The 18665-nt window shown below is 60.4% G+C and carries 14 protein-coding genes; all 14 read left to right on the top strand.

All coding sequences use genetic code 11. The features are described from left to right. Nucleotides 1-59: 59 nt before the first annotated feature. The 14 genes from ACIQY3_RS18945 (at nt 60) to ACIQY3_RS18880 (ending at nt 18421) form a co-directional block, all read left to right on the top strand. A complete protein-coding gene (locus ACIQY3_RS18945; protein ID WP_403022108.1) occupies nt 60-2483 on the top strand; it encodes a TonB-dependent siderophore receptor in 2424 nt (807 codons plus the stop codon). Between the two features lie 361 nt (nt 2484-2844). Further along, nucleotides 2845-4221, top strand: coding sequence for a diaminobutyrate--2-oxoglutarate transaminase (locus tag ACIQY3_RS18940; RefSeq protein WP_403022342.1), 1377 nt, complete (start codon nt 2845-2847; stop codon nt 4219-4221). Nucleotides 4222-4421: 200 nt separating this feature from the next. After that, complete coding sequence (locus tag ACIQY3_RS18935) at nt 4422-6203, top strand: IucA/IucC family protein (RefSeq protein WP_403022106.1); 1782 nt, start codon at nt 4422-4424, stop codon at nt 6201-6203. Beyond that, a complete protein-coding gene (locus tag ACIQY3_RS18930; protein WP_403022104.1) occupies nt 6196-7398 on the top strand; it encodes a type III PLP-dependent enzyme in 1203 nt (400 codons plus the stop codon). The genes ACIQY3_RS18935 and ACIQY3_RS18930 overlap by 8 nt, the downstream gene beginning before the upstream one ends. Beyond that, nucleotides 7395-8810 (top strand): DHA2 family efflux MFS transporter permease subunit, encoded by a 1416-nt coding sequence (locus ACIQY3_RS18925; RefSeq protein ID WP_403022340.1) that lies wholly within the window; start codon nt 7395-7397, stop codon nt 8808-8810. Before ACIQY3_RS18930 ends, ACIQY3_RS18925 begins: the two co-directional genes overlap by 4 nt. Before the next feature lie 18 nt (nt 8811-8828). Next, nucleotides 8829-10688, top strand: a complete 1860-nt coding sequence (locus ACIQY3_RS18920) for an IucA/IucC family protein (RefSeq protein WP_403022102.1) — start codon at nt 8829-8831, stop codon at nt 10686-10688. After that, nucleotides 10682-11455 carry an HpcH/HpaI aldolase/citrate lyase family protein gene (locus ACIQY3_RS18915; protein ID WP_403022100.1) on the top strand — a complete coding sequence of 258 codons (774 nt, stop codon included), beginning with the start codon at nt 10682-10684 and terminating at the stop codon, nt 11453-11455. The genes ACIQY3_RS18920 and ACIQY3_RS18915 overlap by 7 nt, the downstream gene beginning before the upstream one ends. A gap of 4 nt (nt 11456-11459) precedes the next feature. Then, nucleotides 11460-13289, top strand: coding sequence for an IucA/IucC family protein (locus ACIQY3_RS18910; protein ID WP_403022098.1), 1830 nt, complete (start codon nt 11460-11462; stop codon nt 13287-13289). A 49-nt stretch (nt 13290-13338) separates the two neighbouring features. Then, a complete protein-coding gene (locus ACIQY3_RS18905; RefSeq protein WP_403022338.1) occupies nt 13339-14193 on the top strand; it encodes an ABC transporter substrate-binding protein in 855 nt (284 codons plus the stop codon). Further along, complete coding sequence (locus ACIQY3_RS18900; RefSeq protein ID WP_403022096.1) at nt 14190-15179, top strand: FecCD family ABC transporter permease; 990 nt, start codon at nt 14190-14192, stop codon at nt 15177-15179. Before ACIQY3_RS18905 ends, ACIQY3_RS18900 begins: the two co-directional genes overlap by 4 nt. Then, nucleotides 15172-16203 carry a FecCD family ABC transporter permease gene (locus ACIQY3_RS18895; protein ID WP_403022094.1) on the top strand — a complete coding sequence of 344 codons (1032 nt, stop codon included), beginning with the start codon at nt 15172-15174 and terminating at the stop codon, nt 16201-16203. Before ACIQY3_RS18900 ends, ACIQY3_RS18895 begins: the two co-directional genes overlap by 8 nt. Nucleotides 16204-16215: 12 nt before the next feature. After that, on the top strand, nt 16216-17007 hold the full coding sequence (locus ACIQY3_RS18890) for an ABC transporter ATP-binding protein (protein ID WP_403022092.1): 792 nt from the start codon (nt 16216-16218) through the stop codon (nt 17005-17007). Next, nucleotides 17004-17789, top strand: a complete 786-nt coding sequence (locus ACIQY3_RS18885; protein ID WP_403022090.1) for an IucA/IucC family C-terminal-domain containing protein — start codon at nt 17004-17006, stop codon at nt 17787-17789. Before ACIQY3_RS18890 ends, ACIQY3_RS18885 begins: the two co-directional genes overlap by 4 nt. Continuing rightward, the gene (locus tag ACIQY3_RS18880; protein WP_403022088.1) at nt 17780-18421 is read left to right on the top strand and encodes an RraA family protein; all 642 of its coding nucleotides are present in this window, start codon (nt 17780-17782) and stop codon (nt 18419-18421) included. The genes ACIQY3_RS18885 and ACIQY3_RS18880 overlap by 10 nt, the downstream gene beginning before the upstream one ends. The last annotated feature ends 244 nt before the right edge of the window (nt 18422-18665 follow it).

Genomic DNA, 18665 nt, shown 5'->3' with positions numbered 1-18665 from the left:
CCCTTTTTTCGCGTCGCTTGTCATTGAAGGCAAGTGAAACGAAATCAGAGAGATTCTCAATGCCCGCAGTGATGCCTTGCAGTACGCGTCTGACTCCCTCCAGGCTGCGCCCGTTGTTGCACTTGAGTCTGTTGTTGAGCCTGAGTGCCTGTCCGTTGTTCATCACGGCCGGCTGGGCTGATGACGCGTCTCGACGCAGTTATCAGGTGCCGGCCGGCAGCCTCAGCTCCGCGCTGACCCGTTTCGCCGGGCTGGCCGGGGTCAATCTGTCCGTGGACCCGGCGCTCGTCAGTGGTCGCAACAGCCCTGGTCTTTCCGGTGAGTTCGCGGTCGAGGAGGGCTTCGCCCGGTTGCTGCAGGGTTCCGGTCTGCAACTGCAACCGGTCGGCGAGCAGGCGTACATCCTGACCCCGGCGCCGGAAGGCGGCAGCCTGCAACTGGCGCCGACCTCGATTCTCGGTGCCACAGGTGGGTCGGATGGCGAGGTATATGCCGGTGGCCAGGTCGCGCGTAAAGGTTCGCAAGGCTTGCTGGGGTCGAAAGACTTCATGGAAACGCCGTTCAGCATGACCACCTACACCGCCGAGGCAGTCAAGAACCAGCAGGCGCGTACCTTGGGCGATCTTGTGGCCAGCGATCCTTCCGTTCGCGCCACCAACCCGGCGGGCGGGCGTTATGAGCAGTTCACCATTCGCGGGCTCAGCCTGTTCAACAGCGATGTTTCCTACAACGGCCTCTACGGCGTCCTGCCGACCTATACGATCGACATGGAGATGGCCGACCGCGTCGACATCATCAAAGGCCCGAGCCAGCTGATCAATGGCATTTCGCCCCGGGGCAGCGTCGGTGGCGGGATCAACGTGGTGCCCAAGCGCGCCACTGACAAGCCGATCACCTCGTTCACCACCAACTACGCGTCCAACAACCAGATCGGCGGTGCCGTGGATATCGGTCGGCGCTTTGGTGAAGATGACAAATTCGGGATTCGCTTCAACGGCGTGAAGCAGTCCGGCGATACCGAATGGGATCACCAGAGTGTCGACCGCGACATGTTTGTGCTGGGTCTGGATTTTCGCGGTGAGCGCTTGCGCCTCTCGACGGACGTCGGGCATACCGAGCGTGATACCGATGCGCCGCAAGAGCGTGTGATCGTCGGCGCCAATGCGCAGGTTCCCCATGCCAGCGAAGTCCGCAGCAACTATGCGCAACCGTGGAGCAAAGCGCGGACCAAGGACACTTTCGGCACGGTGAATGGCGAATTCGATGTCAGTGATTCCGTGATGCTCTACGGTGGCGTGGGCGCGCGGAAAAGTAATCATGACTTCCTCCGGCATGCCGTTTCCATCACCAATGACGCCGGCGATTTCAGCGTTCAGCCCCGCGACTTCACCCGCGACGAAAATGTCCGCACCGCGAATTTCGGTGTGCGTAACTGGTTCCATACCGGCCCGGTAAGTCATGAAGTCAACCTGGCGGCCAGCTATTTCTACATGGACTTTGAAAATGGCGGCGCCCGTTATGCCGCGTCCCCTAGCAACCTTTATGACCCCGTGGAAACACCGACACCGGTCCGACCGACGCGACAGGACCCCAAGGTCTACACCGAGAACCGTTTCAGCGGCGTGGCGTTGTCCGACACTCTGGGCTTTTTCGATGACCGTGTACTGCTGACACTCGGTGCCCGCTGGCAGCGCGTGAAGGTCGACGACTGGTCGGACAATATCAAAGGCGACACGGCCTACGACGAGGAAAAAGTTTCGCCGTCGGGCGGCATTCTGTTCAAGGCCACCGACAAGCTGTCGCTGTACGCCAACTACATGGAAGGACTGAGCCAGGGCAAGATCGCGCCGTCGACTTCGGTGAACGAAGACGAAATCTTCCCGCCGTTCATCAGCCGTTCGGTTGAGGTCGGTGCCAAGTATGACGCGGGCCCGTTCGCCGTCACCGCCGCAGTATTCCGGATCAAGCAGCCCGCCTATGAGACTAACGCCCAGACGCGCGTCTTCGGTCCGAACGGCAAGCGCGAAAACACCGGTGTAGAAGTGAGCATGTTCGGTGAACCGCTCAAAGGCGTCCGCCTGCTCGGCGGCGTCATGTACATCGACAGCGAGTTGAAAAACACCACCAACGGCACCTTCGACGGCAACCGCGCACCCGCCACCCCGAAATACAACGTCAACGTCGGCGCCGAATATGACGTGCGATCCGTGGAAGGCCTTACCCTGACCAGCCGCGCCATCTATTCCAGCTCGCAGTACCTGGACCAGTCCAACGTCAAGGAAATCGACGCCTGGACGCGTATGGACGTCGGCGCTCGCTACGCCTTCAAGGTCGACGAAAAGAACATCACCTTGCGGGCCAACGTCGAGAACGTGGCGGACAAGCGCTACTGGAGTTCAGCCGGTGCCTCGGATGACAGCGAGCCTGGTTTGACGCTCGCGACTCCACGAACCTATCTCCTGTCGGCCACCGTCGACTTCTGAATCGATCCCACCGAGCGTTGCGCCACAAGGAAGGGCGCCGCCGGTAGTTTCATCAACAGATTCCTGCAGAGAAAAAATCCATGTCCCTCCTGACTTGATAATCCATTGCAATACTTTTCTATAAGTTAGTGCCTGTTTCAAGGTAATAACAAAGTTGTCAGTTTTATAACAAGAACATGGCCGGATAATGGCACTGATGATCATCTGCCAGGTTTTTCATAACTTGTGATGTTGTGTGCGCGAACAGTTTTAATAACTGATTATCGAGTTATGTAAATATTCCAAAAAAGTGCGAGCCAGCAGTTGCGTCCATTTCTAAATGGGAATAGTTTGCATGTCGAAACTTATCGAGGATAAACCGATGTTGAATGATGGCTTATTGCACTCTAACACTTTGCAAAAAACCAATGCCGACTATCTGGCTCGACAAAGCAAGTTCGAATCCAATGTACGCAGTTATCCACGCAAGTTGCCACTGGCAATTGCCAAGGCGCACGGGGTCTGGGTCACCGACGTCGAGGGCAATACCTACCTCGACTGCCTGGCCGGCGCCGGTACGTTAGCCCTTGGGCACAATCACCCGGCTGTCATGGCCTGCCTCGACAGCTTCCTCTCCTCTGGCCTGCCGATGCACACCCTGGACCTGACGACGCCGGTCAAGGACGGTTTCAGCGAAACCCTGCTCAGCCTGTTGCCGAACCAGGGCCGCGATTACTGCCTGCAATTTTGCGGGCCGTCCGGGGCCGATGCGGTGGAGGCGGCACTGAAACTGGCCAAGACCTACACCGGGCGCAACAACATCATCAGTTTTTCGGGGGCTTACCATGGTATGACCCACGGCGCCTTGGCCCTGACCGGCAACACCGCGCCGAAAAATGCGATCGCCAGCCTGATGCCCGGCGTGCAGTTCATGCCGTTCCCCCACGAATACCGTTGCCCGCTGGGCATTGGTGGTGAGGCCGGGGTCGAAGCCCTGACCCACTATTTCACCCAGTTCATCGAAGACGTCGAAAGTGGCGTGTCGTTGCCGGCGGCGGTGATCCTTGAAGCAGTGCAGGGCGAGGGCGGAGTCAACTGCGCCCCGGTCAGTTGGCTGCGGGCGATCCGCGAGGTGACTCGCAAGCACGGCATCCTGCTGATCCTCGACGAAGTGCAGACCGGTTTTGCCCGAACAGGCAAGATGTTTGCCTTCGAGCATGCCGAAATCGAGCCAGACCTGATCGTCATGTCCAAAGCCCTCGGAGGCGGTTTGCCGATGGCGGTGCTGGGCATCCGTCGCGAATTCGACGCGTGGGAACCGGGCAACCACGCCGGCACGTTCCGCGGCAACCAGATGGCCATGGCCGCCGGGCTGGCCACGTTGCAAGTGCTGCAACAGCAACACCTCGCCGCCCACGCAGAACGCCGTGGCCAGTGGCTCAAGGATCGGTTGGTCGAGTTGCAGGCGCGTTATCCGGCCCTTGGCCAGGTACGCGGTCGCGGCCTGATGCTGGGCATCGAGATCGTCGACGAACGCGAGCCCGCCGATCGCCACGGACATTTCCCGATGGACCCGGCGCTGGCCGTGGCCATCCAGCAACAATGTTTTAAACAAGGCTTGTTACTGGAACGTGGCGGGCGCAAGGGCAATGTCATCCGTTTGTTGCCACCGCTGATTATCGACGATGAACAATGCCAGCAAGTGATCCAGCGTTTTGATAACGCTGTGGCGGCGGCTTTATCGCAGTTGCGTCCTTGATTTAACTTTTCCACATTGCATTAACAAACTGACAAGTTTCAGTTTAATGACGTTGGTGCAACCACCATTGATTGTTTAAAAGGCTCAACGAAGTGATGTCGTTATGTGGAGTTTCTTCGGCCGTTAAATCAGTCGATCAGCAACTAATTTTTTCGCGAGATAACGTATTCAGTGACCTCACGGGCTACTGTGGAGCACCCATGAATCATCCAAATCGCAATGTGTTACCGAATATGGTCAGTGAGTTGGCAACGACCTGTGCGTTGCTGAATTGCTTGATCAAAGAGTTTGCCTTGCCGGAGAACTGCCTCAGTTACAGTTGGCCGACGCAGATGCAAGGTATCGCGCCGGGCAGTTACCTCGAAGGCCTGGAATGGAAGGGCATTCCCCTGACCATCAAGCTGCCCAACCAGCAGCAGTTCTTTGTGATGGTAGACCGCCGCGATGGTCTCGGCAGTCACCGTTACCTGTCAGACGTCTATGCCCGCCGCGGCGAAGGCGACTGGTCGTGCCTGGGGTTTGCCGAGTTCGTCGAGCAGTTGCTCGCGGCGTGTGAACACATGACCCGCGCCAGCAACGACGAGTTGCTGGATCAGGTGCTGCAAAGCCAGTTGTTGACCGCGGCCATCGTCGGCCACAACACGCCGAAGGACTGTGACCCACTCAGCGGTTACCTGGCCAGTGAGCAAGGCTTGTGGTTTGGTCACCCGAACCACCCGGCGCCTAAGGCGCGATTGTGGCCGGCGCATCTGGCCCAGGAAACCTACGCCCCGGAATTCCAGGCGCGTACGGCGTTGCACCTGTTCGAAGTGCCGCTGGAAGGCTTGAGCGTCGGCGCCAATGGCTTGAGCAAAGCCCAGGTGCTGGCCGGTTTTGCCGATCAATCCCAGGCTCGGCCGGGGCATGCGGTGATCTGCATGCACCCGGTCCAGGCGCAACTGTTCATGCAGGATGGCCGGGTGCAGCGTCTGCTGAAATCCAAAGACATCGTCGATCTCGGCGCAACGGGATTTATGGCCAATCCCACGGCGTCGATCCGCACCTGGTACATCGAAGGCCATGAGTTCTTTATCAAGGGCTCGCTGAACGTGCGCATCACCAATTGCGTCAGGAAAAACGCCTGGTACGAACTGGAAAGCGCGCTGATGATCGACCGCATTTTCCGCAACCTGCAACTGACTCAGCCCGAGACCCTCGGCGGGTTGTCGGTGGTGGCCGAGCCGGGTCTGTTGAGCTGGGCGCCGCACAGCGCCAGCGAAGCCGACAGCCATTGGTTCCGCGAACAGACCGGGGCGATCCTGCGCGAGAACTTCTGCCTCGATAGCGGCACCGACTGCAGCATCATGGCCGGCACGTTGTTCGCCCGAGGCCTGCATCTGCGGCCGTTGGTGCATGAGTTCCTCACCCGCTTCAACGGCAATGACATCGACGACCAACAGCTGTTGAGCTGGTTCGATGACTATCAGGCGCTGTTGCTGCGACCGGTGCTGGCGTTGTTCTTCAATCACGGCATCGTCATGGAACCGCATCTGCAAAACAGCGTCCTGGTGCACGACAACGGTCGCCCGCAACGCCTGCTGCTGCGGGATTTCGAAGGGGTGAAACTGACCGACGAATTGGGCGCCTCGCGAATCGACGCCGACGTGCATCCGCGAGTGCGCGAGTCGCTGCTCTATACCCGCCAGCAAGGCTGGAACCGCATCGTCTATTGCCTGTTCGTCAACAACTTGTCCGAAGCCGTGCTGGCCCTGAGCTGGGAGCGTCCGCACCTGGCACCGCTGATGTGGCAACGGGTCGAGCAACAACTGATCAGCATCCGCGCCGAACTGACTCGTGCTGCGCCGGAGCTGGATGCGCTGATCGCCGGCCAACCGATTGCCTGCAAAACCAACCTGAAAGTTCGTTTGGCGGCCAAGGCTGATCGTCAGGCCGGCTACGTCACCCTGGAGTCGCCGTGGGGCAAGGAGGTCCAGCATGGATAAGCTGCCCGCCGTTGTATTGGCCGCTATCGACGAAGCCCGCACGCAACAGGAGGATCCGTTGGCGCTGTTCATCTATGACCTGGATGCGCTGAAACAGCACGTCACCCAGGTGATGGCGGCACTCCCGAAAGGCGTGGAGCTTTACTACGCGATCAAGGCCAACAGCGAACCGCAAATCCTCGCCACCGTAGCGCCGTTGGTGCACGGCTTCGAGATTTCCTCCGGCGGCGAAATCGATCGACTCCAGGCCTGCCCGACGCCCAAGCCGTTCATCTTCTCCGGCCCCGGCAAACTGGATTCCGATCTGCGTTCGGCGTTGCAGCATCAGGTCGAAGCGATTCACATCGAAAGCCTGAATGAAATCGTGCGCCTGCAACGGCTGGCGCTGGAAGCGGGGCGGGTGCAGGACGTGTTGCTTCGCATCAACCCGGAACTGCCGTCGCCGCTGTCGAGCAAACTGGCGATGGCCGGCACCGCCACGCCATTCGGGATTGACGAGTCGGAACTGGCCCAAGCGGTGAGCTGGGTGGATAACGCCAGCCACCTGCGGCTCAAGGGTTTCCATGTGCATGCGATGTCCCATCAGTCGCTGGTGGAGCGTCACGAACAACTGCTCGACCTGTATCTGGAGCGCTGGCCGCAGTGGAAGGCGTTGTCGGCGAATCCGGCGACCATCACTCATCTCAATGTCGGCGGCGGCATCGGGGTGAATTACCTCGGCCCGCAGCAGTTCGATTGGCAGCGATTGTGCGCGCACCTTGAGGAATCCCTGGCGGCATGTGCGGATGCGCCGATCGTGCGCTTCGAGCCCGGTCGTTTTATCAGTGCTTATTGCGGCTACTACGCCATTGAAGTGCTGGACACGAAGACCAGCCATGGCAAGCACTTCCTGGTCTGTCGTGGCGGCACTCACCATTTCCGCCTGCCGGTGGCGCAGGGGCACGATCACCCAGTCATTCATTTGCCCAGAGATCACGCAAAACCGGGCGCGTTGAAACAGGACTGGACCGTGGTCGGGCAACTCTGCACACCCAAGGACGTGCTGAGCCGCGACTGCCCACTGACCGGCGTTGAAGTTGGCGACATGTTGGTACTGCCGCTGGCCGGAGCCTATGGCTACAACATTTCCCACGCCGATTTCCTCTGCCATCCGCGACCGCCACAGCTGTTCGTAGGAGGCGCCTCTTGGGTTTGACGGTTGCCGTGCCGCGCTGGCTGGTGGTGGTCAATGTGCTGTTGGGCACGTTGACCGTCAGCCTCAACAACAGCTCGCTCAACCCGGCATTGCCGGCGTTCATGACGGCTTTCGACATCGGGCCGCTGCTGGCCACGTGGATCGTCGCCGCGTTTATGGTGAGTATGGGCATGACCATGCCGCTCACCAGTTTTCTCAGCCAACGGGTCGGGCGCAAGCGCCTGTACCTGTGGGGCGTGGCACTGTTTGTCTGCGGCTCACTGATGGGCGCGCTGGCCAACTCAATCGCGCTAGTGATTACCGCGCGGGTGGTGCAGGGCATTGCCAGCGGACTAATGATCCCGTTGTCGTTGGCGATCATTTTTTCGGTGTACGCCAAGGGCGAGCGGGGTCGGGTTACAGGAATGTGGGGCGCGGCGGTGATGCTCGCGCCAGCGTTGGGGCCGTTGTGCGGCAGCCTGATGCTGGAGTGGTTCAGCTGGCGCTCGCTGTTCCTGATGAACGTGCCGATCGGTCTGGTGGCGCTGATCCTTGGCGTGGCCGTACTGCCGGCCTCGGAAGCGTCCGAGCGCAAACCGTTCGACCTGGCGGGCTATCTGCTGATTGCGGCGGGCATTGGCCTGTTGATGATCGCGGTGGGGCGTTTGCGCCACGCCGAAGCCCTGGCGGACCCGCTCAACCTCGGCATGTTGCTGGCGGCGATCCTGTGCCTGATCGCCTTTGTGCGCCTGGAACTGAATCGCGCTTCACCGCTGCTCAATCTGCGGATCTTCGCCCTGCGCGGTTATCGCTTGAGCGTGATCATCGCGGTGGTGCAGTCGGTCGGCATGTTCGAGTGCCTGGTGTTGCTGCCGCTGCTGGTGCAAGTGGTGATGGGTTACAGCGCGATCTGGACCGGTTTGTCGCTGCTGTGCACCGCGGCGTTTGCCAGCCTGTTCGGGCATCTCGGCGGTCGCTGGCTGGATCGGCACGGACCACGGGGCGTGGTGCTCTGGGGGCTGTTGCTGACCGGCGCCGCGACGCTGGGCCTGGGCATGCTCGATGCCGGCAGCTCCATCGGCGTGGTGTTTTTCCTGATGATGGTGCGCGGCGCCGGGCTCGGCCTGTCGTACATCCCGATTACCACCGCCGGGCTCAATGCCTTGCCCGAACCGATGGTCACCCAGGGCGCGGCGATGAACAACATTTCCCGGCGTCTTGTGTCGTCACTGGCCATCGTCATCGCTTCGCTCTGGCTCGAGTTTCGATTGGGGGCCGGGGTTCAGTCCGCCGGTACGCCGGGGGCGATCAGTGAAGTGTTCATGGCCACCGGCATCCTGGTTCTGCTGGCGCTGCCCTGCGCCTGGCGTTTTCCCGTCCACGCATCCGACGAGCCGGCCGAGGCACTGCCTTCGGCCCTCGAGCACCGTTAATTCTTTAATCGACAAGGTATGACAATGGCGACCTCATCTCAGGCAACACCTCAGGTTCCAGGCGTCTGGCTGGCGACCGCTGACACTCAGCGCTATCAACAAGTGGAACAGCGGGTGGTCGGCCAACTGCTGCAAACCCTGCTGTATGAAAACGTGCTGCCGTACCAGCATTCACCTCTGGCCGGCAGCCAATACCGGTTTGTCGTCAGCGGCGCCGATGCCCGGCAACAACCGGTGGAGTACCACTGCACCGGTTTGCTCAGCGCCAGTTTCGAATTGATCCGCCTCGACTACTCCAGCCTTGAACGCGTCGATGCCCAGGGCAAGCACAGCCAACCGCACTTGCATCAGGCCCTGGCCGAACTGTTGAGTGAGCTTCAAGACAGCCCGCACCTGCCACGCTTCACCCATGAACTGGAGCAAACCCTGCTCAAGGATCTGCAATCCCGCAGCCAGGGCTATAAAGCGGCAAAACCGTCCCATCTACTGGACGTCGATGCGCTGGAACAGCACTTCATGGACGCCCACAGCTATCACCCTTGCTACAAGTCGCGCATCGGTTTCTCGCTGAAAGACAACGCCAGCTACGGACCTGAATTTGCCGCGCCAGTCGCCATCGTCTGGCTGGCCGTAGCGAAAACCTGCGGGGCGATGAACATCTCCCGACACCTGAACTACGACGACTTCATTCAACAGGAATTCGGCCTCCAGCGTTGGCAGGAACTCGCTGAGAGCCTCACCGACCAAGGCAAATCGATGGGCGATTACTGGCTGATGCCGGTGCACCCGTGGCAATGGGAAAACGTCATTGTCCCGGTGTTCTATCCGGAGCTGGTCAGCGGTGAAGTGATCCATCTCGGCACCACGGATGATCGTTATAAAGCGCAGCAGTCGATCCGCACCTTGGCCAACGTCACGGACAAACAGCGGCCTTACGTCAAGCTCGCGCTGAGTATGACCAACACCTCCAGCACCCGCATCCTGGCCCGTCACACCGTGATGAACGGTCCGATCATCACCGACTGGCTGCACCAGTTGATCCGCAGCGACAGCACTGCCCGTGACCTCGGATTTGTGATTCTCGGCGAAGTGGTTGGCGTCAGTTTTGACTACGACTATCTGCCCGCCACGCGCATGTCCCAGGCCTACGGGACCATGGGCACCCTGTGGCGCGAAAGCATTCACCAGTACCTGGAAGACGATGAGCAAGCGGTACCGTTCAACGGCTTGAGCTCCGTGGACAACCGTTATGGCGACGGCGAACAGACGCCGTTTATCGACACCTGGATCAAGCGATACGGCCTGCACGCCTGGACCCGCCAACTGCTGCAAGTCGCGGTGTCGCCGATCATTCACATGCTCTACGCCGAAGGCATCGGCATGGAATCCCATGGGCAGAACATCGTCCTGATCGTCAAGCAGGGCTGGTCGCAACGGATCGCCCTGAAAGACTTCCACGATGGCGTGCGCTATTCGCCGCAACACCTCGGCCGCCCCGAACTGAGCCCGACCCTTGTGCCGCTGCCGGCCAGCCACGCCAAGCTCAATCGCAACTCGTTCATCCTCACTGACGATGTGGATGCGGTGCGCGATTTCTCCTGTGACTCGTTCTTTTTCATCGCCCTGGCCGAGATGGCGATCTTCCTGCATCAGCACTATCAACTGGCCGAAACCGAGTTCTGGCAGATGACCGCCGAGGTGATCACCGGTTACCAGGCCGATCACCCGCAACACCGTGCGCGCTACGACGCGTTTGATGTGTTCGCGCCGTTCTACGAAGTCGAAGAACTGACCAAGCGTCGCCTCTTGGGCGATGGCGAACGTCGATTCAAAAAGGTGCCCAATCCACTGCACGCGTTCCGGCCGCAATCATGCTGAGGACCAATCTGCTCAAGCAGAAGCTCCTTATCGGGGAGTCGGCCTACGGTCTGATCAGTTCAATTCCAGCGCCAGCGGCCATCGAGTTGATTGCCGAAGCCGGTTTCGATTTCGTGATCATCGACATGGAACACGTGCTGATTAACCCGGAAACCGTGGAGAACATGATCCGCACCGCTGAGAGCTATGCGCTCACGCCACTGGTGCGGGTGGCGGACCTCAACCCGAAAACCATGCTGCGCCTGCTCGATGGCGGCGCCCAAGGCATTGTGTTGCCGATGATCGAAAGCCCCGAGCCGTTGGCCGAGAGCATTCGCGCTTGCAAATACCATCCGCAAGGCACTCGCAGCCTGAACGCCGGGCGCCCCGGTGCGTTTGGCAAACACAGCCTCGCGGAATACATCGGTCTGGCCAACGAGCAAATCATGATCGTGGCGATGATCGAAAGCGCCGAGGGCGTGCGGCGCGCGGCGGAGATTGCGGCGGTGCCGGGCCTGGACATGATCCTCGAAGGCGCAGCAGATTTATCGCAATCCATGGGGACGCCGTGGCAAATCGACCGGCCCGACGTGCAGCAAGCGCTTCTCGCCAGTTGGCAAGCCGCCAGTGCTTCAGGCGTGCCGTATTGCGCGATTCCACGCCAGCCGGGCGACCACGAACGGTGGTTGGCTCGCGGCGTGAACAGTTTTGTTTTGGGTGACGAGCGTGGCATCGCTTTTCGTGCCCTCCAGGCCAAATTGGCCGCCACTTCAGCAGAAGGAAAATAATCCGATGAACTTCACCACAATGGCCGCCGACAGGGTGATGCAGGATCTGGTCGATTGTTTGCTGGCCGAACATTTTTTCGGGACCGAGCCGCTGAACTTGGTGGCACCCGCAGCCGACCAGCCGTTCACCGGGTTGAGTGCCGATCAGCGCATCTGGGAATGGAAGGGTTCAATTTTCGTCGCCCTGCGCCCCGGCATTACTCAGCACTGGGAGAAGGTGCCGGGTACGCCGGTATTGGGTCGCGAAAATGGCCAACTGATCGAGCTGTCTCCTGAAGTCTTCATGACACAGGTGTTGGCCGGGATGACCGACCGCTATCAGGACAATGAAAAGGGCTTTGCGCTGTTCCTTGATGTGCTGCGCACCAGCGTGCGCCAGACCGAGTTGTCCCTGGCCCATCGGGTCAACAGCGAACGCTTGCTGGAAAAGAGCAACGCCGACTTTTTCCTGACCATGGAGCAGTGGGCTTCATTGCGTGATCGTCCTTACCATCCGTTGGCCAAAGCCAAGCAGGGTTTGAACGACGCGGAATATCAACACTATCAAGCGGAATTCGCCCGTCCGGTGGCGCTGAACTGGGTCGCGATCGACCGCACGTTGCTGCAATGCGGTGACGGTGTGACGGACCTGGCGCTGGATAATCCCGCCGAGCACCTGCTGCCATTCGCGTTGCACGCCGGCCTGCAACACGAGATGCAGCAACGGGGCATTTACGAGAGCCATATCGCGCTGCCGGTGCATCCGTGGCAGTTCGATCATGTGCTGGAAGCGCAGCTCGGCGACGCCTTCGCCAAGGGCGATTGCCAGCGCCTGGAATTCAACGACGGTGATTTCTACGCCACTTCGTCGTTGCGTTCGATGACCCCGTGCTTCAACAGCGCCGACTATCTCAAGTTGCCGATGGCGATCTATTCCCTCGGCGCCTCGCGTTACCTGCCGGCGGTGAAGATGATCAACGGCGGCTTGAGTGAAAAGCTGCTGCGTCAGGCGCGGGGCAAGGACGAAACCCTGCAAGAGAAACTGCACCTGTGCGATGAAACCAAGTGGTGGGCGTTCATGCCGCCGGACGCGACGTTGTTCGACGAAGCACCGCGTCACTTGGCCGCCATGGTCCGTGGCTATCCACCCGCATTGCTGGAAGATCGGGACACCCGACTGGTGCCGATGGCCGCCCTCGGCACGCCGCTGCCCGGCAGCAATCAGCACTTCTTCGATGACTGGATGGCCTACCGTCAACTGCCGGCCAACGCCGCGTCGGTGATGACCCTGTTCCGCGAGTTGAGCCACAGCTTCTTCGACATCAACCTGCGGATGTTCCGCATCGGCATGCTCGGGGAGATCCACGGGCAAAATGCGGTCCTGGTGTGGAAGGCCGGTCATGCCCAAGGCTTGTTGCTGCGCGACCACGATTCGCTGCGCATCTTCGTGCCATGGCTGGAGCGCAACGGCCTTGCCGATCCGGCGTACCGCCTGAAGAAGGGCCACGCCAACACGCTGTATCACGAGCGTCCGGAAGACCTGCTGTTCTGGTTGCAGACCCTGGGCATCCAGGTCAACTTCCGTTCGATCATCGAAACCCTGGCGCAGGTTTACGCGTTGCCAGCCACCTCTTTGTGGAAGGCGATGGGCGAAGTGTTGAACGAGTTGATTGACACCATCGACTTCGACACCGAAGCTCGGGCGATGATTAAACAGCAACTGTTCGAAGCACCGCACTGGCCACAGAAGTTGCTGCTCACGCCGATGATCGAGCGGGCGGGCGGCCCCGGCAGCATGCCGTTCGGCAAAGGCCAGGTGGTGAACCCGTTCCACCGGTTGCATCGTGAAGACTGACCTTCAACCTCATCCCACCAGGCGCACGCTGTTGCGCCTGTCGTTGGGCATGCTTGCCCTCAGGTATTCGATACCGGCGTGGGCGCAAACCGACGCCGCGCCGCTGCGGGTGATCACCCTGTTTCAGGGCGCCACCGACAGCGCCGTGGCGTTGGGCGTTACGCCGTGCGGCATCGTTGATTCCTGGAGCGAGAAACCCACTTATCGTTATCTGCGTTCGGCGTTGGAGACGGTGCCCCATGTCGGTCTGGAAACCCAGCCCAGCCTGGAGGACATCGCGCTGTTGAAACCGGACGTGATCATCGCCTCGCGCTTTCGTCATGAACGTATCGCCCCGTTGCTCAAGCAGATCGCTCCGGTGGTAATGCTGGAGGAAGTGTTCGAGTTCAAAAAGACCCTGGCGCTGATGGGCGTTGCCTTGTACCGCCAGCAACAAGCCAACGAGGTGTTGGCTCAATGGCAGCAGCGGGTAGCGCAACTGCGTCTGCAGTTGCAGCAGAAGTTCGCCGGGCGCTGGCCGCCAACGGTATCGATTCTGGATGTGCGTGAAGACCACATCCGCAGTTACTTGCCGGCGAGTTTTCCGGGCTCCGTCATCACTGAACTGGGCTTTGACTGGAGTGAAGCCAGTCGGGCAGCGAGCGGGGTGTCGATCAAACTCACCAGCAAGGAAAGCCTGGCGGTGGTGAATGCCGATATTTTCTTCATCTTCTTGCGCGCGGAGAAAGCGGCAGTGCAGCGAAATTATGAAAGCCTGGTGCAGCATCCGCTGTGGCAGCAAATGCGTGCGCCGCAACAGGGCCAGGTGTGGCGGGTCGATGGCGTGGCGTGGAGCCTGTCGGGCGGGATGCTTGGCGCAAATCTGATGCTTGATGATGTCGCCCGTCTGGTTACAGCTTCATGAGTAATGGGTTGAAGATGTGGAGCGCGGGCGTTGTCTTGTTGCTGAGCTGCGTGCTGAGCCTGGCGGTCGGCGCGACCTGGATTCCGCTGTCGCAGATTTTCGCGGCATTCGTCCATCCCGATCCATTGAGCGTCAGCCATGTGCTGGTCACCACCACACGCCTGTCGCGCACCCTGATGGCAATGGCCGTGGGCGCGAGCCTCGCGGTGGCCGGTGCCTTGATGCAGGCGCTGACGCGCAATCCGCTGGCGTCCCCAGGACTGTTCGGGATCAACGCCGGGGCGACATTTTTTATCATCCTCGGTTCTTCGTTGTTCTCCTTGGCGTCCCCGGATGCGTGGCTGTGGTGCGCATTTATCGGCGCGGCCGTGGCGGGCAGTCTGGTGTGGTTGATCGGCAACATGGGGCAGGGCAGTCTCAGCCCGTTGCGCATCGTGCTGGCGGGCGCGGCGATGGCGGCGTTGTTCTCCGCGTTCAGCCAGGCATTGCTGGTGGTCAATCAGGATGGGTTGGACACGGTGCTGTTCTGGTTGGCCGGGTCATTGACCGAACGCAGTCTGTCTGTCGCCGCGCCGTTGTTGCTGTGTGGCGTGCTTGGGTTGTTTGGCTCGATGGTGCTGGCAGGGCAGGTCAATGTGCTGAACGCCGGCGAAGAAATTGCTACCGGCCTCGGACAGCGGACGGGTTTGATCCGCTTGTTGATGGCCGTGCTGGTGGTGTGCCTGGCGGGCAGTGCGGTGGCGCTGGCCGGCAGCATCGGGTTTATCGGGTTGCTGGTGCCGCACATGGTGCGCAAAGGTTTGTCCATCGACCATCGCTGGTTGCTGCCGGGCTCTGCGCTGCTCGGCGCGATTGTTCTGCTGCTGGCGGATACCTTGTCCCGGGTGCTGATCCTGCCGCAAGAAGTGCCGGTGGGGGTGATGACGGCACTGTTCGGCGCGCCGTTTTTCATTTTGTTGGCGCGCCGTGGAGGTCGTTATGGATAAGGTCCTGACCTGGCGGCGCAGCGGGTTTTCCCGGCGGATCAATGTCGCGACATTGTGGCGCTTGCTGGTGGCGTTGATGGTGACGGCGCTGATCATGCTCGGCTCGCTGTCCCTGGGCAAAGTCATGCTCTCGCCCCTGGAGGTGCTGCGGATATTGTTCTCGAATCAGGACGCCAGCCTGACGTTTATCGTCGAGCAACTGCGCTTTCCGCGCCTGCTGCTGGCGGCGCTGGTGGGCGCGGCGTTGTCGGTGTCCGGGCTGATCCTGCAAAGCATCATCCGCAATCCGCTGGCCTCGCCTGACTTGCTCGGCATCACCAGCGGCGCCAGTGCGGCGGCGGTGTTGTACTTGTCGTTCTTCTCCGTGGCTCTGGGCCAACAGTATCTGCCGCTGGCAGCGATGCTCGGCGCGGGGCTGGCGGCATTGGCGATCTATCTGCTGGCCTGGAAACAGGGGACTTCACCGCTACGACTGGTGTTGATCGGCGTCGGCATCTCCGCGATGTTGACCGCCGCCACCACGTTCATTCTGGTGTTCAGTCCGCTCACCACAACCTTATCAGCCTACGTCTGGCTGACCGGCAGCGTGTACGGGGCCAGTTGGCCGGAACCGCTGGCGTTGGGTTCCTGGTTGTTGGGCATTTGTCCGCTGCTGGTTTTCCTGGCGCGGCAGGTGATGGTGCAGCAATTGGATGACAGCCTCGCCCAAGGTATTGGCGTGCGCGTGCAGTGGCTGCGGGCCGGTTTGTTGCTGGTCAGCGTGGCGTTGGCCGGTGCGGCGATTGCCTGGGGCGGGGCGATTGCGTTTGTCGGGCTGATCGCGCCGCACATTGCCAAGCGTCTGGTGGCGCCAGGTTTCGGCGGCCAAGCCGTGATGGCGGCGCTGGTCGGCGCGAATCTTGTGGTGTTGGCCGACCTCGCTGGGCGCACGCTGTTTTTGCCGCTGGACCTGCCCGCCGGGATTTTTGTCGCCGTGCTCGGCACACCCTTTTTTCTCTATCTGTTGATTAAACAACGTCATTAAGGAATTCAATGTATGACGTCGATTGCAAGTCGCGGCCTGACCCTGAGTTATCAGCGCCAGGTGATTATTGACGCGCTGGACATGCAACTGCCCCAAGGCAAGATTTCGGTATTGATCGGCAGCAACGGCTGCGGCAAAAGCACCTTGCTCAAATCCTTCGCCCGGCTGCTGAAACCGCAGCAGGGCTCGGTGATTCTTAACGGCGTGGACATCCAGCAAAAATCCACCGCAGCCGTTGCCCGGGAGCTGGCGATTTTGCCGCAAACCCCGAGCGCGCCGGAGGGCATCACCGTCCGGCAATTGGTGGCGCTGGGACGCTATCCGTATCAGAGCTGGATGCAGCAGTGGTCGGCGGAAGACGAAGCCATGGTCAACCGCGCCCTGGCGCAGACCAGTTTGCTGGCCCTGGCGGATCGGCCGGTGGACGCGTTGTCCGGCGGGCAGCGCCAGCGGGCGTGGATTGCCATGACCCTGGCCCAGGACACCGGCATCGTGCTGCTCGACGAACCGACCACATTCCTCGACCTCGCGCACCAAATCGAAGTGCTGGACCTGCTGCGCGACCTCAACCGGCTCGAAAACAAAACCATCATCATGGTCCTGCACGACCTCAACCTGGCCTGCCGCTATGCCGATCACATGGTGGCGGTGCATAACCAGACTGCATTCGCCCAGGGCCGGCCCGATGAGGTGTTGACGGAAGAATTGGTCAAAACCGTGTTCGACCTCAACTGCCGGATCATTCCCGATCCGTTCTTCGGCACGCCGCTGTGCATTCCGTTTGGCCGGGAATTGCCGCAATGAATTTGGCTGGCCATTTCACTGAATCGGAGTGGGCAGTGTTGTCCGGCGGATTGCGGCTCAAGGACAGCGCGGAACGCGACTTGCTGCGTTCGTTGATGGCTCGGGACTTGTTGCAAGAGGACCTGTGCGAGCAATTGCTGGACGCGTTGGGCCCGGTGATCGGCTCGCCGACCCGGGCGATCACCGCCTCGTTGCTCGGCAAGCGTCTGTCGTTTCTGGCAACCGGCGCCTGTTTGTACGCGATGTCGGTGTATGACAAAGGGTTGCTGATGTCGCTGGACAACGCCGTAGTGGAATACGGCCACGATGACGGGTTGTGGACGTCTTCGATGCCGATTAGCCATTCCCTTCCACTGACGTATGAAGCGGGCGAGCGCGAAGCCTGGCGCGAAACCATCGTTCAAGCGCTGTTCGCCGACCTGCTGAAACCCCTGTGGCAAACCTTCAACCGCATCACCGGCGTTTCCCGACGCATCCTCTGGGAAAACACCGCCGTGCGCGTGTATTCGCTGTATGAAAAACGCATGGCGAAAATTGAAGACCCCTTAGTGCGCGAGCGCTGTGAAGCGGATTTCACCTGGCTGATGACCCAAGCCAAACCCGCGTTGTTCGGCCTCGATTACAACCCTCTGAGCCATTTCCGACGACCGCCGACGCTGGTGGACGACGGGCAACGCAGCATTCGCTTTCGCCGCACCTGCTGCTTCTACTACCTGGCCACGGAGCCTGCCGAATACTGTTCGACCTGCCCATTGCTGCGTCCAGGGAAAAAATGCCGATGAGTTACCTGATCAACCCCCGCCAACAAAACCTCAGCCCGGAGTTGATCGCCCAGTACCGGACGATCCCGTCTTCCACCATCGGCCATTTTTCCGATCTCGGCTTCCTGCGCGGGATCAAGCCGCTGTTCAACGACATCTGCATGGTTGGCAACGTAGTTACTGTGAAAGTCTTCCCGCCGGATGGCAGCGTTTTGCGTGAGGCGCTGTTGCTGAGTCAGCCGGGGGACGTGCTGGTGATTGAATGCGTGGGCGACGCAGAGTGCGGATGTTGGGGTGAGTTGCGGACATTGGCCGGACTGATCAAAGGGCTGGCCGGGGTGGTGGTGTCGGGCGCGGTCACCGATGTCAGCGCGCTACGCCAACATGGCTTACCAGTGTTTTGTCGCGACGTCAGCGCGTACACCACGCGTGGCATTGGCGCCCAGGGTGAGGTCAATCAGCCGATCCGGATTGGCGAGGTGACGGTGCGTCCGGGGGATTTGGCTATCGGTGACGATGATGGTGTTTTTATCTTGGAGGCCGGGCGAGCGGCTGAGCTACTGCCCGAATGGTTGGCCAAAGAAGAAACCGATCAGCACCGCCGCGCAGAATTCCTCCAAAGACTCGAAGCCCGACGCACGCAGAACCAGTAGGAGCGAGGCTTGCCCGCGAAGCTTTTAGCGCCAGTGATGACGCCTTCGCGGGCAAGCCTCGCTCCCACAGGACCCGCATTCCATTGATGTATTGCCGCGCAACGCAGCAATATTTTGATTCATTGGTCAGTTTTTTTGTAACCGGTTGTTTGCCGCAAGCGCAGAAACCTATAAAGTTAACCTTTCGGTCAGCTTTGCACTGTCAACACAGCCCTTTGAATCGTCGAAAAGGGCTCCTGCAAGA

It is taken from the genome of Pseudomonas sp. NPDC096950 (assembly GCF_044762525.1).
In the GTDB taxonomy this organism is placed as follows: Bacteria; Pseudomonadota; Gammaproteobacteria; order Pseudomonadales; family Pseudomonadaceae; genus Aquipseudomonas.
Note: the sequence above shows the minus strand (reverse complement) of the source record. Positions and strands in the feature narration are given on the sequence as shown.